Below are 25,714 nucleotides of genomic sequence, written 5' to 3'. Positions count from 1 at the left end.
AATGAATCATATCCAGAATCTTGAAAACTCCAATATTCTTATCACTGGAGGGTTAGGATTTGTCGGCTCTTCTTTAGCTCGCCGATTGGTGCGCTTAAATAGCAAGGTAACCTTAGTAGATAGCTTAATTCCCCAGTATGGAGGAAACTTATTTAATATTCATGATATTAAGGATGACGTGAATATAAATATTACAGATGTACGTGATCCTTATGCAATGGCCTATTTGGTTCAAGGCCAAGACTTCTTGTTTAATCTAGCAGGGCAAACAAGTCATATTGATTCAATGACAGATCCGTTAACTGACTTGAATATTAATGCATCTGCTCAATTATCAATTTTAGAAGCCTGTCGAAGACATAATCCAAAAATTAAAATTATTTTTGCCAGCACTCGTCAACTTTATGGAAAACCTGAGTACTTACCTGTAGATGAAAAGCACTCAATTCGGCCAGTAGACGTAAATGGAATTAATAAGCTAGCGGGTGAGTGGTATCACTTGCTATATAACAATGTTTATCAAATCCAAGCCTGTGCCCTACGACTCACAAATACTTACGGGCCTGGTATGCGAGTAAAAGATGCTCGACAAACATTCTTGGGTGTGTGGATTCGTAATTTAATCGAGGGCAAGCCTATTCAAGTATTCGGTGATGGTGCTCAACTACGTGATTTTAATTATGTTGATGACACGGTAGAGGCATTATTGAGGGCTGCAATTGATCCAAAGGCTAATGGGGAAGTATTTAACTTAGGTAGTAGCGAATACATCAACCTTAAAGACCTGGCCGAGCTTATGGTTGAACTTTATGGAGAGGGTAACTATGAACTAGTACCTTTTCCGCCTGACCGGAAGGCAATAGATATTGGTGACTATTACAGTGATTACTCCAAGATTAATCAGGCATTAGGGTGGTCACCGATTGTCTCTCTCCGAGAAGGACTCAAACAAACCTTGGCTTACTACATCCAGCACAAATCGTATTACTGGTAGCAACTATGATCCTCATGAATGACTTTCAAGCAGAACCAGAAGCTCTTCTAGAGCAAGAGCTGGTTGCTGTCGAGAGAGTGCTAAGGTCTGGTTGGTATATCTTAGGAAACGAAGTTAAAAACTTTGAGTCAAAATGGGCGAAGCAATGTGGTACTAGCTTTGCCCTTGGGGTTGGTAACGGCATGGACGCAATCGAAATTGGCCTTCACGCCCTTAAGATTGGCCCAGGTGACGAGGTGATTACGACTCCTATGACAGCTTTTGCCACTGTTTTAGCAATTATACGAGCAGGAGCAACTCCAGTTTTAGCAGATATTGACCCAACAACAGGTTTGCTTGATTCGTCTAGTGTAGAACGTTGTCTGTCGCCTCATACCAAAGCCATCTTGCTAGTACATTTATATGGCCAGATACGTCAGATGCATCAATGGCATGAGTTATGCGATCGCGCTAATATTCATCTTTTAGAAGATTGTGCCCAAGCTCATCTAGCCTACAGCAATGGTAGGACGGCTGGGAGTTTTGGTGCCTGGGGTGCCTATAGTTTTTACCCTACTAAAAACTTGGGAGCAATCGGAGATGGAGGAGCGCTTGTAACCAATAGTGAGGCGATCGCTCAACAAGCTCAAATACTCCGCAATTACGGTCAAACACAACGTTACTATCATCAAGAAATCGGGTTAAATAGTCGTTTAGATGAATTACAAGCTGCCTTACTTTCAGTACGATTAACCTGGCTAGATACTTTCACTAACCGACGGCAACAGATTGCTAGAGCTTACTTTAAGGGCATTAGTAATTCCAAAATTAAACTGCTTGCCAAACCGCTACAAGCAGAAAACCACGTTTATCATCTCTTTGTTGTACTTTGTGAGCAACGAGAGCACTTTAGTAATTTCCTCAAGGCTCATGGAATTAGTAATCTTAGCCATTATCCAGTTCCTATTCATCATCAGCCTCCTGCTAAAAACCTCAAATGTGACCCAAAAGGTTTGCCCAATGCAGAGTTATATGCTCAATCGTGCTTATCAATTCCCTGCCATCCTCAGATGAGTGATGCAGATATTAATCGAGTAATCACAATAGTGAATGAGTACCAGTAAAACGACCGAGCATTTTTGCACGCTGTTTGACTATAATTTTCTTCCAATGGGAATGACATTGCATCACTCATTAATGATGCATGCTCAACCGTTTCATCTATGGATTCTATGCATGGATTCAAGCGTAGAAAAGCATCTGCAACAACTCGCTTTACCTCACGTTAGCTTAATTCCTCTTCAGGATGTTGAAACTCCTGAATTGCTAGCAGTCAAAGCAGGAAGAAGTAGAGGCGAGTATTGCTGGACCTTAACCCCCTTCAGCTTTGAAGCTGTCTTTAAACAAAATCCTTGTGTGCAGCAAGTTACATATCTAGACGCTGATCTTTTCTTTTTCGATGATCCGCGCATCTTGCTACAAGAGCTTCAACTCAATCAAAAACAAGTTTTAATTACTGATCATGCCTATGCACCTGAATATGACCAGTCCCTAGTGAGTGGGCGCTTCTGTGTGCAATTCATAACCTTTAAACGGTCAGAAGCCGCGGCTAATCTGATGCATCAGTGGCAGGCTCAGTGTCTAGAATGGTGTTTCAATAGATGCGAGGATGGGAAGTTTGGCGACCAGAAATATTTAGATTCTTGGCCCACTCATTTTAATAATGAAGTTCACATCTTACAAAAAGTTGAAAAAACTTTGGCTCCTTGGAACGTCAATTTTTTTACCAAGCGGCAATTAGATAAACTGCATCCAGTTTTTTACCATTTTCATGGATTTAGAATTACCAGTCCAACCCATATTCAACTGTTTTTTGGGTATCGAATTGGCATTCGAGGACTAGGACTTTATGAAAAATATATTGACTCACTTCTAGAAAGTATCACCTACCTCCACCATAGCGGCATTTCAATACCTTATATTGCCTTTCAAAAAGGAGTGTATGCAACCGTACGCCGTTGGAAATATTTAATTACAGGCGAAGCCCAATATAGGCGAATTCTATAGCTTTGGTAACTGAATTATGTGTCGAATAGAAAAGTTACCTGTTCATATCATTATTCCAGTACATAACCGTAGGCGGATCAGTTTATCTTGCCTATGTACGCTTCATAAAGTGGGAGATTTACAACGCTACCATACATTCATAGTGGATGATGGCTCAACCGATGGCAGCGCGGAGGCAATTCAAAAAGAATATCCGGACGTGCAGATCCTGAAGGGAGATGGCAATCTGTGGTGGACGGGGGCAATCCATAAGGGGATGGCCTATGCCTATGAGCAGGGTGCAGAATTCTTGATTTGGCTGAATGATGATTGCCGAGTAGAACCAGGAGCGATCGCAGATTTAGTTAGCTTTTGCCGTGAACGCCCCAAAGCAATTGTAGGGGCACAGGGCTTTGAGACTGATAGTCCAAATCAGCTTTCCTTTGGGGGTAAGGTCAAGACCTGGAAGGGGTATCGGTTCATTCAACCAACTCCAGGGCAAGTCATCCCCTGTGATTTGCTCAGCGGCAATTTAGTGTGCATTCCTCGAGCAGTAGTAGATGCGATTGGCTATCCTGATTGTAAAATCACACCTCACTATGGTGGCGACTCTCTGTACTTGATCCGGGCTCAAAAAGCAGGATTTCAGCTTTTTGTAGATACTCGCCATGCTGCTTGGAATCTCCCTGGTGAGCCTCGGCTGTACCCCTCCAATTGGTTATTGGCTGATGGAGATCCTCTCAAAATTTTGAAGCTAGTCTTTGTACTGCAATCTGGCTTAAGTTGGCGGGTATGGTGGCAGCTGAATTGGGAAGCCTATGGACTGTGGGGTCTGGTAATGTTCTGCAAGAAGTATGCATCAATCGTGCTGATCAGTGCCATGCGGCTCTTGCCTATAGGATTAAGACAGCGAGGTGCTCATTTGCTTAAAACTTTGAACTCATAACTCCACATGATGACAGCTGTTAGCAATATTAGTGTGGTAATCACCTGTTACTCAGAGGGGGAGTTGCTTTGGGATGCGATTCATAGTATTCAGCAGCAGTCTTTTCCGGCGCTAGAAATTCTTGTGGTGAATGATGCTTCAAGGCATCCTGACACAGTCAATGTATGCCATCAGTTAGAGATGCAACCTGATGTTCGGGTGATTTGGCGACAGCTAAACGGCGGGCCCTCAGCAGCGAGAAATGACGGCTTCAAAGCAGCGAAAGGCGAGATTTTAGTGCCTTTAGATGGAGATGATGTGCTGCCTGAACATGCTTTAGCAGCCATTCATCAAGCGTTTCAAGAGCATCCAGAGGCTGGTTTTATTTACGGCGCTTATTTGCGGCAGGACCGTGCCGAGGGTGACGCGATCGCAGTTCATCCAGGCGATGTATCTCTGCAAACCATGCTGCGCTCTAAGCCTTTTTCCCTAAGTTCAAACTGGAAACTGATCGGAACAACCCCCCTGCGTAAATCTCTCTGGCAGTCTGTAGGTGGATACGATACAGAGTTTGGTGTAGACGATCTACATGACGTCGAGTTTTGGATACGAACGATCGCTACTGAGTGCGACTATCACGCAATTTCCCAAACTATTTATACATGGCGCAAATACTTAGGCAGCAATAGTCGTTTAGTGACACCTTTGGCTTGGTATCGGGTGGTTAAACGCCATTTCGATCTCTATCGTCAGCTTGGCTTAGAGTACCGGGCCTATGAACTGTTATTGCTGGGCAGTAAATGGCTAAATCAAGCTGAAGATATTAAAAATAATAGCCAAGCTTTGATGCGTTGTCTCCGCAATGGGCAATTTCGCTCTTCAACCCTGGTAGCTTTAGCAATTCCAGCCTTTGGATTGCGAGGCTTGGCAAGTTATGCGCGTCAGCGCCGGTAAGCAGGCAAAGCCTTAGAAGGGCATAGGAGGAATATGAGCAAAGCAAATCAGGAATGTCCTGTTGTCACTGTCATCTTAACTCCTGTTTATGCGACGAGCTATATTGATGCCTGCGATCGCATCCAAATTTGGGCTGAGGCCCGAAACTCCTGCTACATCGTCGCTGCCAATGTTCATGTGGTGATGACGGCTTATTGGCAGCGGCAGTACCAACAAATCATTAATCAAGCGGCTCTGGTCAGTCCGGATGGCATGCCGCTTGTCTGGGCCTTGCGACTGTTGGGAATCAAAGACCAAACCAGAGTGTATGGGCCAGATTTAATGCTGGCTTGGTGCGATCGCGCAGCTCAGTTAGAAATGCCTATCTATTTATATGGTGGCACCGAGTCAATGCTAGAGAAGCTAAAGCACAATCTGACTCAGAAATTTCCGGATTTGGCGATCGCAGATAGCTATGCGCCCCCTTTTAGGTCTCTGACTCTAAAAGAGGAGGAGTCAGATGTGCAGCGGATTAATGACTCTGGCGCATCTGTGGTTTTTGTGGGGTTAGGCTGTCCCAAGCAAGAAGAATGGATGGCTCGGCAGCAAGGCAAAGTTGCTGCTGTGATGATTGGTGTGGGAGCAGCTTTTAGTTTCCACAGTGGTGAAGTGGTTCAAGCCCCCCGGTGGATGATGAAACTAGGGTTGGAGTGGTTATATCGTTTTTCACAGGAGCCAAGGCGCTTGTGGCAGCGTTATTGCATCAATAATCCTGCCTTTGTCATTTTGTTTGGTTGGCAGTTGTTACGTCACTGGCTGCGACTCAAATAATTCAATTTTGGGTTCTGTCAGGTTTGTTTGGATTTTGCGGAATACTGAATGAAGTTGCTGCTTCATCATTTCTTCAAAAATAGTGATAGCCGAAGCAATTCCTACTGCATCTCCGCAATCTGCTTATACTGCAATGATTGAGTTTTCTGGCAGAGCTTCCAACAATTCCAAGCTAGATATTCGTGCTCCTGGCAAGTTGAACTTGTTACAGCTTCGCGGTTGGCAAGGGTATCGAATGCTAGCACTACTGCTCAGCGACGTCTTAGCGTTGGGAATGGCTTGGCAGATTGCGGCACATTTGAATCAATTTTATTCACCTTTACCACCGGAGCTGAACTGGTGGAGCTGGTTGGGTCTGCCAAGTCTATTTTGGCTATTTGCTGCTGCGACGTTGCTGTTTTTTGCTTACGGGGGGTTGTACTCCTCGGCAACGCAATGGAAGAACTACCTCCGGGCAGGCAAGTTGGTGAGCATGGTTTATTCGCTCTCCTTAGTGATGGGGTATTTTTATGACCCTAAGCTAGACCCACCGCGATCGCTATTCTTTACAGCCTGGTTGAGTAGTGTCGGGTTAGTAATAGGATTTCGGCTGTTAACAACCTTAATTTTGCGTCAGTTTGAGCAAAGCCAGTCTCCGATTCCTGTTTTTTTGATTGCCCCAGGCGATCGCTTGTCAACTTTGGCCCATGTATTAGAACAGCGTTTAAATTTCAAGGGTCAGGATGCCTCACGTTATCAAGTCGTTGGCGCAGCACTAGCAACCACCGCTCATGCTCCGACTACTCTACAAACCATTTTGGCATCCAAGGCCAAAGAGGTTTTAGTCGAGAACTTACCCAACACTGCACTGGCCTCAGCGCTTTATTGGCAGCTACGTCGTCAGGGCATTACTTTGCGCTTGCTACCTTCCAGTGTAGATATGTTGCATCGTCGCGGTCTGCCTGAGATCTTTGCTGGTTTACCAACTCTGCGGGTAGAGCCGCGTTTCTTAAGCAGTTTGGAGTATAGCTTAAAACGTTGGATGGATGTCTTCGGGGCTTTAGTTGGTGTGATTCTGCTGTCGCCTCTCTTTTTGGCTGTGGCGATCGCGATCAAGTTGTCTTCTCCAGGCCCGATCTTTTTCCGGCAAGAACGAATGGGGTTGCATGGCAAAGTCTTTCATATGTGGAAATTCCGCACAATGGTGACAGAAGCCGAAGCGTTACAGGCTCAGTTGGAAGCTTGTAATGAGATCAAAGGCGGAGTCATGTTCAAGATTAGACATGACCCTCGAATTACTCGCCTGGGTCGTTTCCTGAGATCTACTAGTATTGATGAGTTGCCCCAACTATTTAATGTTCTGCTAGGCCAGATGAGCCTGGTTGGCCCTCGTCCTTTGCCCCTCCGAGATGTGGAGCGCTTTGACACCTGGCACCACATTCGCCATCAAGTTCTGCCTGGGATTACAGGGTTATGGCAGGTTTCGGGCCGCTCTGATATTGCCGATTTTAGTGATGCAGTCCGCCTAGACCTTTACTACATTGACAACTGGTCGCTCAATCTCGATCTTGATATTTTGGTAGAAACTTGCCGCATCGTTTTGTTTGGTAAAGGTGCCTACTAAACTCTCCATACAAGCCCATGACTGGCGATCGCCCTCTAATTAAAAAAGCCCCACCCGCAACTTCCAATCCCAAAGGCTCGCTTTTAGGATTGTTAGTCACCTGTTTCTATATACTCTTCACACTGCTTCCTGACAGCAATACCTTAGTTGTTTCATGGCCCTGGGTATTTCTCTGGCAAGTAGGTTTAGCTTGCCTACCTTTATGGCTTTTGTGGATGGTATGGCGTCGGCAGGAATGGCTCTGGCTGGGTAACGGCTTTGATGCGATCGCGGGTCTTACTGCTATTGGCCTGATTACTTCAGCTGCTGTCGCTGAGTTTCCTATGCAAGCTCGTTGGTACGCTTGGGCCACTTTATGTTTTCTGGCTGGCTTGTATGCGCTCAACTATAAAGTTCTGACTTCCCGCGATCGCTACAACCTACTAGTGGGGCAAGGGTACTTAAATCTAGCCTTTATTGTCGTGAGCCTTGGTTTGTGGTTAACCCAAACGATCTTGCCAGAACTGGATCGGTTGCAAGCCCTACGCCAGTCAGGTGTTAATCTTTCACTAAACCTCTCAACGTTAGAGTTACGCAATTGGGCACCGCTCGGTCATCCCAACTACGTAGCAGGCTATCTCCTCTTAGCTCTCCCTTTGCTCCTGGCGCTGAGTATTCTGCAAACTGGAAAGCAACGCCGGCTTTGGCTGACAGGAGTAGGACTGGGGTTGATTGCTCTTTACACCACGGGTTCGCGGGGGGGCTGGTTAGGACTCGCAGCGCTTTGTATCGTCGGGTTTGTTCTACTACTATTCCGCAGCTCTCTGCCACGTCTTTGGCTAGGCTTAGGAAGCCTTTTCATGCTGGCTTTTTTGAGCCTGTCAGTACTCACAAACGATCGCCTTAAAACAGCAATTACTGCCATACTCAGCGGTCAACTAAGCGGCGACTTTGCCTACCGGATGATTACTGCTGTAACAGGTTGGCAGATGGGAATCGCGCATCCAGTCTTCGGGGCTGGGCCTGGTAGTGTTCCGATTGTCTATCAGCAATATCGCCCTGGATGGGCAGGCCGAGAAGCAGAACTAACCTACCAACTTCACAGTACTCCAGTGCAAATTTGGGCTGAACTAGGTTTGTGGGGAATTGGGACGAGTGTAATTGCGATCGCTCTCCTCACCTACTTAAGCATTCGCTGGCTTAGTAAAATCTCAGCTCAGCCCGTTTCCCGTCAACATACAGACCAAATTCTTGTTTGGAGTATATTGGCAGGTCTTTTAGGTTATGGGATCAGTAGCTTGACCGATTACCAGCTCGATAATGTTTGCATCGGTGGCACTTTAGTTCTCTTCATCGCTATCCTTGCCGCTGTATTTCGCGAGACTTTTTCCGAAACTTCAGTGAGCGCCCTACCTAAATTTTCAATTACAGGACGAGCGGCCCAAGGCGTAACTTATGCTGGGTTAGGCCTGCTGCTCGTGGTCAGCGTCTGGCTAGTTCCGATTCATCGAGCTTGGCAATTATCGAGTCAGGGTTTTATTGCTCTAAGCCGAGAAAACATCCCTGGGTTTGTGCAACGCCTCAGCCAAGCTGCTCAGTTAGCGCCTTGGGAGCCATATTATCCTTACCAGCTAGGTTGGAACTTGGGGAATCTGAGTTTGCAAACTAACGATCCTCAACAACAAAGCCAACTTCAGGCCGATGGCATTACTTGGTTACAGAAAGGCATCCAAGCCTCTCCCTACCAAGAATTTGGGCATACCAATCTAGCTTGGCTCTTATTAAATCAAAATCCTCAAGCTGCAACCCAAGAGTTTATTCGCTCTGCTCAGCTAGTTCCTGCTAAGAGAGGGGTGTTTTATGGGTTGGGGCTTAGCTTATTAGCGCAAGGTAAAGTCGATTTGGCGACAGAAGCAGTAGCTTTGGAAGCATTACGTGATCCGCTGCTCATTACCAGCCCTGTTTGGCGAGCGCCTACCATCCAGCCTCTCTACACACCCATGCTGGATCGTGTTGCAGCAAAATGTACAGAGCTATTACAGGCTCCTGCTCAGCCGGAACAAATTAGTACCTACTGCTACCAACTGCGGGGTGGGGTGAACTGGTGGCGAGGTGATTTCGAAGCAGCGCATAAAGACTGGGATAGTCACGGTACTCCCTTAAGCCAAGTCATCCTACAACTTGCAGAAGGCAAAAATGTAGAGCCACAAATACAAGCCTTACCTAATTCACCAGGTAAATTAGCGATCGCAGCTTGGCTCAACCCTGGTCAACGCCAATCTCTTTTGCGAGAAGCATGGATACAAGCAGAGCAAAACAGCCTACCCCCCGAACTTTGGGAAGCTCTAGTCACAAGCATGAATCGTTCATCATCCTTTGATGAATGGCTGAAACGGAATGCACCGAGTCGTCAATATCGTCGCACCCGTACTGGATTCGGAGTTCTCAGTCGCCATATTGATGGTTCTGCTCCTGTCGATTTCCTTACTGTTGCAGACAGTGTTGTAGTAACTGAACTATTACCTGAGATTTTGTTCTCACCTCTCTATTTTTCTGATTGGGATTTAGTTTTGCAAGCATGGCGTGATGCTTTAATTCAAAAAACTTGAAAGACTTCAAGACTAGAGTGGGTAATCTAAAGAGTGAAGAGCCTTTCACTGAAGTTACACAAACTGGAATTCAGCATGAGCAGTTTTAATAATTATGTAGAGCTACGCCAAACTCAAATCAAGCGTAAACAACGATTGATAGCATTCGTCTCTACTGGGCTGTTTTTAGGGTCAACAGTATTTGCAGTGGGAGGTTTCTTTGCTGATACCTTCCGTCAGATCACCCAACCAAAAATGAGTTCTACAATAGTACAATCACAGCCAATGATGGAGGAAAAAGGATATGAGCTAGTACTGCAACGAGAACCAGAAAATCAGGTAGCTTTAGAGAGCTTAGTGCAAATACGTATAAAAAGGGGTAACTTAGAGGGCGCTCAGGAGCCTCTGAAAAAATTGATTAAGCTTAATCCTAATAATGCTACTTATAAAGCATTGTTGACCCAAGTAAAGAAAAAAGCTGGCAATCGCTAAAAAATCCTTGGCTAAAATTATAAATTTTTACGAGATTTCTGTGAATATGATTAAACATATCTTATTGTCAACCACTGATCCTGGTGTTGGCGGTGTTGCTCAATATAACCACTCTATTCTATGTTTTTTGATCAAAAAAGGATATAGAGTTACCTGTTTGCAACCTCAGAATGATCATGAGAAGATTGTGTATCAGAAGAGCTTGGGTATTCATCACATCTGGTGTAATGGTAGCCAAGAAAAAGAGTTCAAAGAAGTTTTAACATCTTTAGAATACAAGCCTGACCTATTGATTTGTAGTAATACAAATCCTTTTTCAAATTTCTCTACCAAGCGAGTCTGTATTCAACTTGGAATACCCTACATTGTAGTTGAAGGTCTCGTTGAACCTTGTTTGGCTAATCAATTTTCTAGCTACATAGATGAGTTGGCAGAGCATTACGCAAAAGCTAAGTCAGTTATTGCGGTTTCTCATAATAACCTGGATTTGCTACGTGAGCTATTTGGTCTTCCTAAATGCAAGGGGAAGGTCATACATTATGGACGACCTCGTCATTATTTTACCCCCTGCGATCTGTCTATCAGAAAAGAACTGCGAGAAACTTTAAGCATTCCTGATGACGCTATAGTTTGTTTTACAGCTGCTCGTATAGAAAGCCGTAAGGGATATCAATATCAACTAGAAGCTATTAGACAATTAATGAAAACTGCTGTCTGGCCCCAGCTTTATTTTGTATGGGCTGGGGGCGGGATTTTTGAGCCGCAGCTTGAAACTCACCTGAGGCAAGTTGTAGAGCAACTTGGAATTGCAGATAAGGTAAAGTTTTTAGGCCAGCAATCAAATGTTTTAGAGTGGCTCAATATCGCTGATATTTTTATCCTTCCTGCACAGCTAGAAGGTATGCCTTTGTCTGTTATGGAGGCAATGGCTAAAGGACTACCAGTTATTGCCACATCTGTTAGTGGAATTCCTGAAGAATTAGGTTCTACTGGCAAGCTAGTTTCTGACCCTAATTCTAATTCTCAATCTACAGTAAGAGAATTGGTGAAGGCAATTCAAGATTGGTCTGTAAGCCCAACTCTACGCATGTCTGTTGGCCAAGCTTGCAAACAACGGGCAGAGGTAATGTTTCAAGAAGAAAGAATGCTCGAACAAACACTGAAAATTATTGAAGGTGCTCTTTTGCCTATTAGAGATTACGTTTCGCCAGGACTATCAATCATTCAGCCTGACTATGCCTTTCCTGAGATGGTTGCAGGAAATCCAAGCACCTGTGCTTGGCCATATTTACGTCGAGATATTCCTCACAACTGGTATGTTGACAGGCGGCAACCAACAATAGGGTTTCTTAGCCGAGATGAAGCACATATTCTTTACAATACTGCTCTCAAGTTTGAAGGTAAGAAAGGTCTAGAAATTGGTTGTTGGCTAGGATGGTCGGCCTGCCATATAGCGCTTGCAGGCGTTGAGTTAGACGTGGTTGATCCTGTATTGGGTAGGCCTGAGATTTTTGAAAGTGTTAGCACCTCATTAGAACGGGCTGGGGTTCTTAATACAGTCAATTTAGTAGCAGGTTATAGCCCCCAAAAGGTAGAGGAATTAGCTGTTCAATTGCAACGAAAATGGCCTTTTATCTTCATTGATGGTAATCACGAAGCACCAGGGCCTCTTGAGGATGCGATCATTTGTGAGCAGTTAGCAGAAGAAGATGCAGTGATTGTATTTCATGATCTAACTTCCCCTGATGTAAGCCAAGGTCTAGACTACCTGAAGCATAAAGGCTGGAATACCATGATTTACCAAACTATGCAAATCATGGGTGTTGCTTGGCGCGGGGAAGTTGAACCAGTTATGCACCAGCCAGACCCAGAGGTTGATTGGACTCTGCCAGAGCACTTGAAGCAGCATGCTGTGAGTGGGTTTTCACATCAACTAGCTACTGATGAGTTTCAACAGATACTCAGCATAATTCGTCCTTACACCCTATTAAGTGAAGCCCGCTTGTTTTCTCTTTACTCGTTAGCAAAGCAGATTTGCTTGGAAGATATTCCTGGAAGCTTTGTTGAATGTGGTACCTATAAAGGAGGGGCAGCAGCACTGCTAGCTACTGTTATTCAGCGTTACAGTTTGCGTCCAAGGCTTTTGTATGCCTTTGACACATTTGAAGGAATGCCAGATCCTATAGAGGTTGATCGGCATGACGGAATTCCAGCAAACTTAACAGGCTTTGGAGTAGGTACTTTAAAGGCCCCTATCGAAGAAAATTTAAACAAAGTTTGTCAAGAACTTGGTGTGACCGATATCGTCGTTCCTGTAAAAGGTTTATTCGCAGATACCTTACCTGAATACAAATTACATATTAACGATATTGCCCTTCTACATGCTGATGGGGATTGGTATGAATCAACTATGGATATATTCAATACGCTTTATGAGTGTATTGTGCCTGACGGAGTTATCCAAGTAGATGACTATGGCCATTGGGAAGGTTGTAGAAAAGCTTTACATGAGTTTGAGGCTCTTCAAAACGAGAAATTTAATCTCACGAAGATTGATGATACTGGAGTTTGGTTTCAGAAATTTACAAAAGCTAAGACTGGTAAGCCAACCATTGTAGTCGATGGGGTCTTTTTTCAGCTCTATAAAACTGGGATTGCTCGTGTCTGGAAATCTGTACTAGAGGAATGGTCTACACAGAGCTTTGCACAGAATATTGTTGTCCTCGATCGCGCTGGTACGGTTCCTAAAATTCCTAATATTCGTTATCGACTTGTGCCAGCTTATAGTTATAGCGAAACTGAGTTAGACCGCCAGATGTTACAGCAGGTGTGTGACGAGGAAGGCGCTGATCTATTTATATCAACTTATTACACAACACCAATAGCAACTCCTTCTGTGTTCATGGCTTATGACATGATTCCAGAGGTACTAGGAGCAAATCTTCAAGACCCAATGTGGCGAGAAAAGCAGTTGGCTATTCAACATGCCTCAGCTTATATTGCAATTTCTGAAAATACGACACATGACTTATGCAGTTTTTACTCAGATGTACCTCTGGAGGCCGTGACAGTTGCCCATTGTGGAGTGCAACCTAGCTTCTCACCCAGTAGCACTGTAGAAATTAATGCCTTTAAGTTGAAGTATGGGATTTCTAAACCCTACTTTCTTTTAGTGGGTGGTGGAGCAGGCTATAAGAACTCTCTACTGTTTTTCCAGGCATTTGCTCAACTGCCAAGTAAGCAAGGTTTTGATATCGTTTGTACTGGTAGCAACTCTCTGCTAGACACTGACTTTAGAACCTATACGGCTGGTGTAACTGTTCATATGTTACGGCTAGATGACGATGAGCTAAGAGTTGCTTATTCAGGTGCGATCGCTTTAGCTTATCCATCCTTATACGAAGGTTTTGGACTGCCGATTGTGGAAGCAATGGCTTCAGGCTGTCCAGTAATCACCTGCCCTAATGCCTCAATTCCAGAAGTTGCAGGGGATGCGGCTTTATATGTGGACGACAATGATGCGACTGCTCTAGCCAATGCTCTATGTGAGGTGCAAAAGCCTGAAGTACGTCAGGCTTTAATCGAGATGGGCTTAGAACAAGCTGCAAAGTTTTCTTGGTCAGCGATGGCAAACAAGATTAGCTCAGCGCTTATTACAGCTACGCTGACGCCTTTAAATCTAAGAGAAATTAATTTGCTGATTTTTCCTGACTGGAGTCAGCCAGAAGAAATGCTTTACTCAGAACTAGGAGCAGTAATTCAGGCGATCGCTTATCGTCCCGACAAAAGCCAGATCACTTTGCTTGTGAATATGAGCAACATCTCTGAAGAGGAAGCGAACCTGGCACTGTCGGGCCTTACAATGACGTTACTTTTACAAGAAGAAGAATTAGACGTAACGGAGGGTCCGGAAATATCTCTTGTAGGTGGTTTGAGTAGCATCCAGTGGCAAGTCTTGTTGACTCGTGTTCAATCTCGATTGCCACTGGAGCACGAAGACCAGCAAGCGATCGCAGCAGTTGGAGCAGGTAATCTTGCTATCTCAAATCTGGAAACTCTCGAACAACATTTAACCTGACCAAGTTGACTTAATCGAAAAGGACTCCAGCATCTTGCATCAAAACAATACTGGAGTCCTTTCTGAGTTATGGCACCTGAGCTCTAATCACTTTGCTTCAATGTACCTCATCCACATTTGTTCGTAAGCATTTTCCATTTCTTGGGTAAACTGCTTTGCATTCCATAACGGAGATGTCTGACGTGATGCTCGCATTTTCCAAGCAATCTGTTGGCGTAGAGCCGCATCTTTCCCTAGCCGTACTCCCCACTCCACGTATTCTGCATCAGTCCAAGCAATACCCTCAGTTACACCAATGTTCATCATCATGGTGTAGCTATTCCGACTAACAAACTGTTCTCCAACTCGTGTAACTAGAGGAGTTCCCATCCAAAGAGTTTCTAGAGTTGTAGTAGCCCCATTGTAGGGATAAGTATCTAGGACAACATCAGCAATCCCTAAGTTGGCTCTATGAATAGCTTCTCCTGCAACTTCTGGCAAGAAACGCAAGCGATCGCAATTCACGCCCTCTTCTTCCGCAATTTGATTGAAAAAGCTTTTGATGGATTTCTCATCACCTAAGCCTTTAATCAGGAAGTAGCTGTTAGGTACTTGCTTTAAAATTTTCATTTGCAGTCTAACTGCATCTGGATGACGCTTATGTCCCTTTTGAGCACTTAGGTATACTACTGCATCATTAGGAATGCTCAGCGCATCTCTCCGCAACGTAGGTATACCAATCTCAAACCCATCAACTGCAATATATGTTTGGGGCAAACGCCAGATCTTCTCGGAGTAGTACGTTTGCGCGGCCTCAGGTAAGACATAAGGATCAGCAATATAGTAGTCAACAGCTGGGATTCCTGAGGCGTCCCAACCTAACCAAGTTACCTGTATGGGTGCTGGTTTCAAGGCCATGACTGCACAAGTAATATCAACCGTAATACTATCTAGGTCAATTAATATATCTATCTCATCTTGGTGAATCTGTTGAGCGATTTCTGACCAATTTATACCTAAGTAATGAGCTTGATGTACTTTCTCAACAAACCAATTTTGTGTAAATAAATCTTCTTTAGGCTGATTGATAAAATAGGTATAAATTTGAAAGCGTTCGGAGTTGTGATGTTGAAATAGCCAACGAGCTAACCAGCCTACAGAATGCCGCTTCAAATAGGCAGAAATATAGCCGATTCTTAAACGTCTACCAGAAACTCTCTGAGAGGATAGTGTGCTGTGACGCTGGCTAAACTGTTCAACTAAATGCTGGGCTGAGCGTTGGAGATTGATTTGTCCAAGGTTAGCAACTTGATTGTGAAACCAACGGTTCTTTTGGGGATCATCTCTCAAGTAAGGAGCAAAGAACGTAGAGGTAAACAGGCTCGTGACTTCACTAGGATTTAGTTCTTCTGGTTGCTGAACCAGGTTAGAGAGAGACTGTTCGTGTTCTTCAAAAACCTTGTAAGCTTCTTGCCAAGATCCGCCAGCGCTCAGTAAACCTCTTAGGACTAAATAGCTGCCATGAATTCGCCTCGCTAGGGATTGAGCCAAATCATAGAAATGCCTTGCGGTTTCTACTCCCTTATCGTGATCACCCATCTTTTGATAAAAGGCAGCCAGGTGACTTAAAGGCTGAGGATTAGTAGGAGCTATTTGTAAGCAAAACTCTGCTAACCGAGCAGCAACCTGTACTTGCCCCAAGGAGTACCCAATTTTGATGGCAGCAGGCATGAAGACATCAAGTAAAGACTGGGGATCATCTACTAGGGGAGGTTTGCCTGCTAAAACCAAGCAAGCTTCTGCGAACTGTAAAGTTGCAGGATGGACCGGGTCATACTCCAAAATGGCACTAAGCGTACTCAGTAGTAGAAATAAATCAAGACTAGTAGGCTGTTCCGACTTCAGTAGCTTAATTAATTGAAAGGTTTCTAAATCTTCACCCGTGAATGTATCTAGCTCAATTGCCAACTGAACAATTTTTAAGAGGTTATCAAAGTCGGCTGGAGTAATTTCTCGTATATGCTGACGAATGGCCCAAGCCAATTTGTATTCTTCTAATGCTGCTTGTCGTTCAGCTTCTGTATTAAGAACTTGTAGTAGCTCATTAGTCCAAACTTCCACCTCATCTGGTTCTGCCTCGGCTAGAGGTAAAAACCAACTAGTTTGAGCTTCCTCTTCCTTACCCTGAAGGAGAAATACTAGTCCTAAATACCAATAGTTTAATCTGTTACTTGGTTCAGCCTCGATCGCTGCTTCATACAAGCTCACAGCCTTGCTATAGTCACCCTCAGTGAAGGATTGGTAAGCTTGCTGTTGCAATTTTGTCAGGCTAGAAGCAGTGTGCTCAGAGGACATACAATTGATGGGGGAATGAAGGATTGCTAAAAGCTCTACACTAGTTTAATCGTCAGGTAAAATTAGCTGTAAAAAAGCAAAGAGCGGGTTAGATATCTACCCACTCTAGCTGTATATATTTTACCTATGCCATCAAGACATTCCTAGCTTTGAAATGCGAGAAGGGAGCTTACTTGGTATCGAGGGGCTTAAAGTCGGTAGCACAGGCACCGTTAGATGCAGCAGTGTTAGTTGTTTGGCTTGCAAGAGGCTTCACGGATTCACACAGCAGAGCTAGCGTTGTTGCTTCACTGGTAGTTGCTACTGTTCCTAGCCATACTCTGCCGTTATAGTGCTTGAGAGCCTTTTTGGTCGGCTGTGGAGTACCGAGGTTTGTGACAGCACTGTTAGTATTATCAAGCGTTACGACATAGCTGTAGTTGGTGGTTTGGGTTTGGATACCAAGACCCAAGTTGTCAACACTAGAGCCAAATTCACTGTTTTCTAGATAGTAAGCTTGTTGAGCGCGGTTCATGGAACCAACGTATTGCTTAGCTTCAGATTGCTTCGCTTTGTTAGCTTGGTTTAGGAAGGAGGGCAGCGCGATCGCAGATAGAATACCGATGATGATGATAACAACGAGAAGTTCAATGAGGGTGAAACCTTGATCTTCTTTCTTCTGAGCTAGGTGCTGTAGAAATCTAGCTTGAAATTCAGTCTTCATTAATTTATCTCCTTGAGGTGCGGTGCGCAGTGGTTTCTAACTCCTGAATTTAATTTACCCAGGATGATCAGCTTTCATATCATCCACCTGTAAAAACTTTTGGTCACACAGTTTCAATTCCGGGACTGAGGCCGCTCTAAAACTCTAAAAGGACGTATAGATAAACCTCTAAGCTACTTAGGAGTTGCTTCGTTTCCTCAAAGGCTGTTTGTGCACTCACAGGTTCTAAGGTGAGCGCATTTACAGGCTGTACAGTCTGCCAACGCTCAACCAAGGACATAAAAGGTTGCGGCCCCTCCCAAAGAGGTAACAGGCAAGCTGCTGCCATCTGGTTATCGACAGTAATGGAGGTGAGCGCAGGTAGAGAAATCAACTGACTGATTTCAAAAGGCCGATGGGAGTTCACACAGTCAATCAACTTCTCTTTAGCTGATTGTGTTTTAAGTTGGGGATGTAGGTGTACCTGAGCTTGCTGCCAATCTTGAGTACTCCACTCACTAACAGGTAGGTAGTCCTCTGCTTGATTAGGGTGAGCGCACCAGAAATCTAACAAGCGGTGAACTGGATGTAGCAGTTCAAACAGATATAGTCTTTCTTCTAAGGGAACTTCAGGCAAACTCATGGCCAAGAACGCTGGCAGGTTTGCTGGGTCTTGAAACAGATCCATCAATTCCCAGTGCCGCCAATTCACCATGCTGACAAACTCTAAATTGGCAGCCTCAAGAGCTGCAAAAAGCTCTTTAACAGTAGAGCCTTTGTCCCCTTTCATCAAAAAGTTCACACGTACTCTTTCGGCATCTGTATCAAAGTATGGCTTCCATACAAGCATTTTGAGATAGACATCACTCTTCAGCGATCGCATAATTTCTCGGAGAAGCTCAACCTCTAGCTCGTTTGGTGCTTCGTCCATCAACCCCATCATTTTGAAAACCTTCTGGGCTCGGAAGTAAAACTCTCGCTGTAGAGAGCTATGTAGGTTTGCGCGGATGATGCCATTCGGTTTAAGTACCGACTGCATAGCCTTTAGTCCAGCCACTGGGTCGGGTAGCAAATACAAGACCTCATCACAGTTGATGTAGTCAAACTGGAGGTTTAAGCTTGGCAGTTCCTCAGCCGCTAAAGTATAGAACTCTGAGTTTGCAAACCCGTGATACCGCGATCGCTGGCGTGCTAGATCCAACGATTTCTCGGACATATCTATGCCGACAATTTTGGCTCCTGGATTGGCTTCAGCTAGCGTCAGTGATGTGTATCCACTACCACAACCCACATCTAAAATTAGTTTCTCTCTTGTATCGATAATCCTATGGTTTCTCAGGTAAAACGGAGTTACCAAGTTATGGAGGTATAAACTATTGGCATCTCCTTGGGGAGAGGTTTCCAGAGGAAGCTCTGGATAGGGAGTTGTCTCCCATTGCTGGCGAATTTTCTCGCGTTCAGATTCATGCCTATCCATACAAAAATCCTTGTTTTTCTTTTGAGTGACAAACTAAGGCTAGGTTTGATCTGTCATCTTCTTCCATTGTTCTCACAGTTTGGATCTGTGTATCCATGACCAGTTCATCAGTTTCATCCACACCCCTGCTTTCACTGTGCATGATTGTCAAGAACGAACAGCAGAACTTGGCTCGCTGCTTAGCCAGTGTGCGATCGCAAGTTGATGAGATGATTGTGGTCGATACTGGCTCTGAGGATGGCACGATTGCGATTGCTCAGCAGTATGGTGCGCAGATCAAGCATTTCCAGTGGTGTGATGATTTTGCTGCGGCCCGGAATTTTGCGATTGCCCAAGCTTCTGGTAAATGGATTTTGATGCTAGATGCTGATGAAGAGCTAGTAGTGGAGTTTGAAGGCTGGCGTGAGCAGCTGAGTTTAGAACAGACAGCTTTAGCCTATTGGATACCTCTAACAGACCTTCACCAGGCAATGACCAATTTGCCTACTCTGCGACTGTTTTGCAATCTACCAGATCTAAGATACGGCGGACGCTATCACGAGCAGTTGCTGTATCGTGAGCAACTTATTCCCGCAGAGCTTACCCACAATGCCAAGTTGCTCAAGATTCTGCACTACGGCTACGAAGAGCAGCTACTTCTCCACAAGAATCTCAACCGAGATATTCCTATATTAGAGCGAGTACGACAGCAAGAGTCTCTCAGCCTCCTGTTACTGATGACTCTGGCAGATACCTACGTACGGACTGGCCAAGTAGAAAAAGCAAGGAAGTGTTGGGCAGAGGCTTTTGAGCGCATTAGCTCAAGTTTGTTGACTGGGAGTTTACCTCAAGAAACGGTTCGACTGCCAGCTCTGCTATTTACGCTGGGTCTGGACTTACTTCATGAACAAGAAGACTATGAAACAGCTACATTGGTGTGTCGGCGAGGTTTGGAATGGTTTCCTAACTATCCACCCCTCAACCATTTAACGGGTTCCTTATTCATGCAGTTAGGGTTTCCTGTGGCCGCGATCGCCTACTTTGAGAACTGTCTGCAAATGGGCCGAGATGGTACTCATTTTCAGCGAGAACCCTTTGATTTGCGCTTTCTAGGCGTATGGCCAGCTCACGACCTGGGCTCGGTTTACATGGAGCTGAATCGTATCCCAGAAGCGATCGCCGCTTTTGAATTGGCCCTCTCATTTGAAGCGGATTACCTTCCTGCCCAGGAAGATTTGAAAATAGCACAGCAGAAACTACAGCAAAACTGAGTTTAGTGAGCAGTAACTCAGTAGAGACCTCTAAGCCTAGGAATAGTTAGGTGAAAACCCAGCACTGGATTTTTGTCCAGAACTTGTTACACTAACTAACATGTAGTCGTTATGAGTTTGTCTAGACCCATGACAAATCCAACTGTTGAAAATTTAGTCATTATTGGTTCTGGCCCTGCGGGATATACGGCTGCTATTTATGCTGCAAGGGCAAATCTGAAGCCGTTTGTGTTTGAGGGCTTTCAGGCAGGGGGGCTACCGGGTGGGCAGTTGATGACGACCACTGAGGTGGAGAACTTCCCTGGCTTCCCGGAAGGAATCACGGGACCGCAGTTAATGGATCGGATGAAGGCTCAAGCAGTGCGCTGGGGAGCTGAACTGGTCACTGAGGATGCGGTGTCGGTGGATTTCAGTCAGCGTCCTTTCGTGGTGCGTTCTGAAGAGCGGGAAGTAAAAGCGCACAGTATTGTAATTGCAACAGGTGCGACAGCAAAGCGGCTAGGTTTACCTTGCGAACACCAGTTTTGGAGTCGTGGCATTTCGGCTTGTGCCATTTGCGATGGAGCAACGCCAATTTTTCGGTCTGCTGAGTTGGCGGTTGTAGGTGGGGGTGACTCGGCAGCAGAAGAAGCTGTGTATTTGACCAAGTATGGGTCGCATGTGCACCTATTAGTACGCGGTGAGAAGATGCGGGCTAGTAAGGCCATGCAGGATCGAGTGCTGAAAAATTCCAAGATTACCGTTCATTGGAACACGGATCTTTGGGATGTGTTTGGGGAAGCGGAGCACATGAAAGGGGTTCATCTCCGTAATAACAAGACAGGGGAAGCGAGTGAGCTACATGTGCGGGGTTTGTTCTATGCGATCGGTCACACCCCCAATACCTCATTGTTCCAAGGGCAGCTAGAACTCGATGACATCGGTTACATTGTGACGAAACCTGGTTCTGTAGAAACGAGCATTGAAGGTGTGTTTGCTGCTGGTGATGTCCAGGACCATGAGTATCGACAAGCTATCACGGCAGCGGGCACGGGTTGTATGGCGGCTATGCTGGCGGAGCGTTGGTTATCGGCTCAGGGTTTGGTGCAAGAATTCCATCAAACAGAGACATCGGAGAAGCCAGAAGCAGAACAGGTGGCCAAAAAGTCAGAAGCTGATCAAGAGTCTGAATTTAGCGTGGATGCAACTCGGCATGAAGGTGGGTATGCGCTCCGGAAGCTTTACCACGAGAGCGATCGCCTGATTGTGGTGAAATATGCTTCGCCTAACTGTGGACCTTGCCACACATTGAAACCCATCTTGAATAAAGTAGTGGATGAGTTTGAGGACAAAGTCCATTTTGTCGAGATTGATGTGGAGCAAGACCCAGACATTGCTGAGGCCGCAGGTGTTATGGGTACGCCAACCATTCAGTTCTTCAAAGACAAAGCCAAAGTGGGTGAGATGAAGGGCGTGAAGCAGAAGAGCGAGTATCGCCAACTGATTAGTAGCAATCTCTAACTCATTCGGATTCGTAACTAATCCGGATTAGCAAGGGGGGACTGAGCTTGGTAGATTAGATCAGCCTATCGCGATCGCTGGCTTGCACTAATTTTATGGCCTCTACTAAGCTCTGGTTACCTCGGTTTCGATTTGCCGAACACCCCAGCCTTTCCATGCGAATGATGGGGGTTGGGCTAGTCATTACAGTTTTCTTTATTCTGGTGGCCCTCCTTGCGCCTGTGTTTCAGGCTTGGGGCTGGCTCCAGAGCCCAGACACTTTTTCATTAATTGATCCGACTAAGTCACCCCCTTCAGCAAGTCATTGGTTTGGGACCAATTCTGAAGGTTACGATGTTTTTTCACGGACGTTGTTTGGTAGCCAAGTCGCGCTGCAAGTTGTGATTTTAGCAACAGCGTTAAGCTTGGCAATCGGCGTACCACTGGGTTTAGTGAGTGGCTACGTGGGGGGGAGGCTCGATCGCGGGTTACTGTTCTTGATGGATACGATCTATACCTTGCCAGGATTGCTGCTCTCGGTGGCACTGGCGTTTGCGGTAGGCCCAGGGGTATTAAACGCTGCGATCGCTCTGAGTATTTCCTATGTGCCGCAATATTATCGAGTGGTACGCAACCACACCGTTTCTGTGAAAACAGAATTATTTATCGAAGCAGCTCAAGCAATGGGTGCTTCTACTTGGACGGTACTCTCGCGCTATCTACTACTCAATGTGATTCAAAGTGTGCCAGTGCTGTTTACGTTGAATGCGGCGGACGCAATTTTAACACTAGGGGGTTTAGGTTTCTTGGGCTTAGGACTACCTGCGGACGTACCAGAGTGGGGGCGTGATCTGCAAAAAGCTCTAAGTGGTCTGGCAACAGGAATTTGGTGGCCTGCTTTTTTCCCTGGTATGGCAATGACCTTAATGGTGGTGGGCTTATCTTTGCTAGGGGAAGGATTGAACGAGTTTGTCAATCCGCTGCTGCGACGAGAAAACTGGAACCGGAAAGCTGGTAAGTAAAAGCGTATTTATTAGCATCGTCAGCTCGCTCGGATGTGTGCCCTATGCCACTCAAGACTTCACTGCTCATGACAGCCCTTTGCTTCACGTTGGTTGCAGCGGCAAACGGTAGTTTTCGAGCGAACTCTGAGCAGGGGCGATCCTCTGATGCTGCGGTTAGTCTGGCTCCTCGCTCTGGCAGCTCCCTGACGGCTGGGACTGAGCCTGCTGGGACTGAGTTGCCTAGCGATCGCACCGCTCATCCGGATGAGCCTGTTAAAGATACACTCGATCAAAGATTTTCCGTTGAGAACTCACTGGCAAGAATGCAGCAAATTGAGTCAGCTCTGACGAGTTTTCGGCAATTGACCGCGAAAAGTCAGAAAAACTTGGGGCAGACTGAGGTTACTGAGGTTAGCAATACGGACTGGGAAACCCAGAATTTAGGCTTCCATAATTGGGTAAGTGCGGTAGAAGGAACTCTACTGAAACAAAATCACCAAATTGCCCAATTGGAATTAGAGTTAGCGCAGCAGCAGTATGCAGCGGGGAAAATCACCAAAGCTGAACTAGCCCAGAAACTTGCGCATGAGAAAAAAGCAGCTCAAGAATTTGAGCAATTCTGGGAGTCTTTTAGCGTTGCCGACTAGGGAAGCTTTGACATCCTCTCCACGCAAATCAAAGATTATGCGCGGAAATTCCTTGGGTCGCCTCAAAGAGTTCCTGCTTCCAAGCCAGCCAACTAGACTGAGTGACCCCAGCCCCCGCCGCATCGACTCCACAGGCATTTTCAATTCCCCGTTGCCCACGGGTACTGATGACTTGAGCTGCTGCCACATCGCGAGGCTTAGTTGAGCCGCAGTTGTGACAGTGATGAATTCGGGTGCTTAAGTCTTTGCGAACCTCAGCCCCACAATCTGGACACTCCTGAGAAGTACCTCTAGGATCAACTTTGCCGTAATACACATCTCGCTTCCAGCACACCCACGGCAAGATCTGGTTCACGAATTGACCCAGCCCTGCATCTAAGATGTGCTTGCCTAGCATTCCTTTAGCCATAATGCGAAAGTCTAAATCTTCCACAAAAATCACCCCAGCATTGTCGCAGAGATGATGGGCTAGCTTGAAATGCCAGTCTTTGCGAGTATCGGCAATCCGTTGATGCACTCTCCCAATGTTCTTCTGAAGCTTCAGCCAATTGTTGCTCCCTTTCTGCTTTGTCTTGAGTCTGCGTTGCAGTAATTTCAACTTGCGGTGCAGCTCATTAAAAAAGCGGGGTCGCTTGACTTGGGCTCCGTCTGAAGTGGAGAGGAAGTATTCCAGTCCGACATCAATGCCGATGGGATGCCCCCGTGGTATCGTAGCAGGGACATCCACATTCGCTTCTAAGCTCAACAGGACAAAGTAGCCCGATGCCTTGCGAACAATCCGGGCTTGCTTGACCTGAAAGATTTCAGGCATCTCCCGTGACCAGCGCACTTTGACCAGACCCAATTGAGGTAGCTTAATGCCGTTCTCGCTGAGGCAGCTCTTGAGCATCTGCGGAAAGACAAAGCTTCTCATTCGACTGGGCTTTTTGAACCTGGGCAACCCCGACCTCTTCAGTCGCCATGACTCCCAAGCGTTTTCCAGCTTTCTAAGAACCTGCTGAAGAACCTGAGCATTGACGGTTTTGAGTCTAGGAAATTCCGCTTTAGCTTCAGTGAGCGCCTTGCACTGCCTTGCATAAGCGGGGAGCGACGCGTCCGCTGGCAAGATAAACTCTTGCCGAATTGAACAGGCATTAACAGGCGACTTACGAGACTCTAGCCAGTCTTTACGTTCCCGCAGGGCAAAATTCCAGACATTGCGACACACATCAAGAATGTGCTCAATCTCTGAAACCTGCTCCGCAGTCGGCTCTAGCTTAAATTCCCAAGTTCTGATCAGCATGACTCTAGTCTAGCCTACAGCAAAGCTTATATTTCGTAGGTACAGTTCTCTGGATTGCTTCCTTTAGTCGCACATCGCCTCACCACCCCCTAACCGTTTCGCGTATAGGTGGAGCACTACGATGATCCTTGGTAGGATTGTAGACCGTCATCTTTTCAATTACCGCATCATTGGAAGTATGGGGACAACGCCCGATGTTTCAGCCCAACCAAACCAAACACCTCAGGTCTTAGGTATTGACTTAGGTGGCTCAGCGATTAAACTAGGTCGCTTTAGTCAGGATGGTACTTGCCTACAAGCTATGACTGTCCCAACGCCACAACCTGCTTATCCAGAAGCAGTTTTAGCGGCAATGGTTGATGCGATCGCCCAGCTTGATCCAGACCAGACCAGCTTGGCCATTGGAGTCGGAACGCCAGGCCCCGCCGATCGCCAAGGTCGCATTGCTAGAATCGCCATTAATTTACCTGGATGGCAAAATATTCCAGTAGCAGATTGGCTAGAAGCGAAAACTGGGCGGCCTACGGTAGTTGCCAATGATGCGAATTGTGCTGGCTTGGGAGAAACTTGGTTAGGCGCAGGCCGAGAATTTCGAAATCTGATTTTACTAACTTTGGGTACAGGAGTTGGCGGAGCAATTATTCTCAACGGCCAACTGTTTACAGGACAAGATGGGGCGGCGGGTGAGCTGGGCTTGATTACCTTAAAGCCAGATGGCCCAGCCTGTAACAGTGGCAATCATGGTTCTTTGGAGCAACATGCCTCGGTGCAAGCAATTCGTCGGCGTACTGGGTTAGAACCTCTGGAGATGGGTCTGAAGGCACAAGCAGGCGATCGCGATGCTTTAGCGTTTTGGCAAGAATATGGCCGAGATTTGGGAGCGGGCTTGACCAGCCTCATCTATGTTTTAGCGCCCGAAGCAGTCGTGATTGGTGGAGGAATTAGTGCTAGCGCTGAGTTCTTCTTGCCAGCCGTGCAAACAGAAATTCAGCGACGCGTCTTACCGAGTTCTCGCACCAGCTTGCAGCTATTAAAAGCTCAGTTAGGAAATCGCGCCGGAATGGTCGGGGCCGCAAAGTTAGCCTGGCAGTTAATAGATGCTAACTGCTAA

General features: G+C 45.9%; 18 protein-coding genes and 1 pseudogene. 15 read left to right on the top strand and 4 right to left on the bottom strand.

All coding sequences use genetic code 11. The features are described 5' to 3' along the window. The first annotated feature begins 1 nt into the window (after position 1). The 10 genes from KME12_07065 to KME12_07020 all read left to right on the top strand — a co-directional run bounded on the left by KME12_07065 (position 2) and on the right by KME12_07020 (position 14,448). Entirely contained in the window at positions 2-994 is a 993-nt protein-coding gene (locus KME12_07065; protein ID MBW4487533.1) for an NAD-dependent epimerase/dehydratase family protein, read from the top strand. A 14-nt stretch (positions 995-1,008) separates the two neighbouring features. Next, on the top strand, positions 1,009-2,097 hold the full coding sequence (locus KME12_07060; GenBank protein MBW4487532.1) for a DegT/DnrJ/EryC1/StrS family aminotransferase: 1,089 nt from the start codon (positions 1,009-1,011) through the stop codon (positions 2,095-2,097). Further along, positions 2,084-3,040: a hypothetical protein gene (locus KME12_07055; protein ID MBW4487531.1), complete on the top strand. Its 957-nt coding sequence runs from the start codon at positions 2,084-2,086 to the stop codon at positions 3,038-3,040. Before KME12_07060 ends, KME12_07055 begins: the two co-directional genes overlap by 14 nt. A gap of 16 nt (positions 3,041-3,056) precedes the next feature. Beyond that, positions 3,057-3,965 carry a glycosyltransferase family 2 protein gene (locus tag KME12_07050; GenBank protein ID MBW4487530.1) on the top strand — a complete coding sequence of 303 codons (909 nt, stop codon included), beginning with the start codon at positions 3,057-3,059 and terminating at the stop codon, positions 3,963-3,965. 9 nt (positions 3,966-3,974) lie between these two features. Next, positions 3,975-4,898, top strand: coding sequence for a glycosyltransferase (locus KME12_07045; GenBank protein ID MBW4487529.1), 924 nt, complete (start codon positions 3,975-3,977; stop codon positions 4,896-4,898). A 33-nt stretch (positions 4,899-4,931) separates the two neighbouring features. Then, positions 4,932-5,708: a WecB/TagA/CpsF family glycosyltransferase gene (locus KME12_07040; protein MBW4487528.1), complete on the top strand. Its 777-nt coding sequence runs from the start codon at positions 4,932-4,934 to the stop codon at positions 5,706-5,708. Positions 5,709-5,841: 133 nt separating this feature from the next. Further along, complete coding sequence (locus tag KME12_07035) at positions 5,842-7,311, top strand: sugar transferase (protein MBW4487527.1); 1,470 nt, start codon at positions 5,842-5,844, stop codon at positions 7,309-7,311. Positions 7,312-7,328: 17 nt separating this feature from the next. After that, positions 7,329-9,899: an O-antigen ligase family protein gene (locus KME12_07030; protein ID MBW4487526.1), complete on the top strand. Its 2,571-nt coding sequence runs from the start codon at positions 7,329-7,331 to the stop codon at positions 9,897-9,899. A gap of 75 nt (positions 9,900-9,974) precedes the next feature. Further along, on the top strand, positions 9,975-10,370 hold the full coding sequence (locus KME12_07025; protein MBW4487525.1) for a tetratricopeptide repeat protein: 396 nt from the start codon (positions 9,975-9,977) through the stop codon (positions 10,368-10,370). A gap of 40 nt (positions 10,371-10,410) precedes the next feature. Continuing rightward, a complete protein-coding gene (locus KME12_07020; GenBank protein ID MBW4487524.1) occupies positions 10,411-14,448 on the top strand; it encodes a glycosyltransferase in 4,038 nt (1,345 codons plus the stop codon). Between the two features lie 87 nt (positions 14,449-14,535). Here KME12_07020 and KME12_07015 read toward each other — a convergent pair whose 3' ends face one another. From KME12_07015 to KME12_07005, 3 genes are all read right to left on the bottom strand, one after another. After that, a complete protein-coding gene (locus tag KME12_07015) occupies positions 14,536-16,782 on the bottom strand; it encodes an O-linked N-acetylglucosamine transferase, SPINDLY family protein (GenBank protein ID MBW4487523.1) in 2,247 nt (748 codons plus the stop codon). Positions 16,783-16,951: 169 nt separating this feature from the next. Next, positions 16,952-17,485: a type IV pilin-like G/H family protein gene (locus tag KME12_07010; protein MBW4487522.1), complete on the bottom strand. Its 534-nt coding sequence runs from the start codon at positions 17,483-17,485 to the stop codon at positions 16,952-16,954. A 136-nt stretch (positions 17,486-17,621) separates the two neighbouring features. Continuing rightward, on the bottom strand, positions 17,622-18,941 hold the full coding sequence (locus KME12_07005; GenBank protein MBW4487521.1) for a methyltransferase domain-containing protein: 1,320 nt from the start codon (positions 18,939-18,941) through the stop codon (positions 17,622-17,624). Positions 18,942-19,036: 95 nt separating this feature from the next. On the opposite strand from KME12_07005, the gene KME12_07000 reads away from it, so the two are divergent. The 4 genes from KME12_07000 to KME12_06985 all read left to right on the top strand — a co-directional run bounded on the left by KME12_07000 (position 19,037) and on the right by KME12_06985 (position 23,321). Then, on the top strand, positions 19,037-20,191 hold the full coding sequence (locus KME12_07000; protein MBW4487520.1) for a glycosyltransferase: 1,155 nt from the start codon (positions 19,037-19,039) through the stop codon (positions 20,189-20,191). Positions 20,192-20,320: 129 nt separating this feature from the next. Further along, positions 20,321-21,691: a thioredoxin-disulfide reductase gene (gene trxB / locus KME12_06995; GenBank protein ID MBW4487519.1), complete on the top strand. Its 1,371-nt coding sequence runs from the start codon at positions 20,321-20,323 to the stop codon at positions 21,689-21,691. A gap of 95 nt (positions 21,692-21,786) precedes the next feature. Continuing rightward, positions 21,787-22,692 (top strand): ABC transporter permease, encoded by a 906-nt coding sequence (locus KME12_06990; GenBank protein ID MBW4487518.1) that lies wholly within the window; start codon positions 21,787-21,789, stop codon positions 22,690-22,692. A 44-nt stretch (positions 22,693-22,736) separates the two neighbouring features. Next, positions 22,737-23,321 carry a hypothetical protein gene (locus tag KME12_06985; GenBank protein ID MBW4487517.1) on the top strand — a complete coding sequence of 195 codons (585 nt, stop codon included), beginning with the start codon at positions 22,737-22,739 and terminating at the stop codon, positions 23,319-23,321. 28 nt (positions 23,322-23,349) lie between these two features. Here the strand turns inward: KME12_06985 and KME12_06980 are convergent. Further along, positions 23,350-24,603 (bottom strand): annotated as a pseudogene (locus KME12_06980) (transposase). Positions 24,604-24,781: 178 nt separating this feature from the next. Between KME12_06980 and KME12_06975 the strand changes: the two are divergent. Then, positions 24,782-25,714, top strand: coding sequence for an ROK family protein (locus tag KME12_06975; protein MBW4487516.1), 933 nt, complete (start codon positions 24,782-24,784; stop codon positions 25,712-25,714).

Origin of the sequence: Trichocoleus desertorum ATA4-8-CV12, assembly GCA_019358975.1 — a bacterium.
Lineage (GTDB): Bacteria > Cyanobacteriota > Cyanobacteriia > FACHB-46 > FACHB-46 > Trichocoleus > Trichocoleus desertorum_A.
Note: the sequence above shows the minus strand (reverse complement) of the source record. Positions and strands in the feature narration are given on the sequence as shown.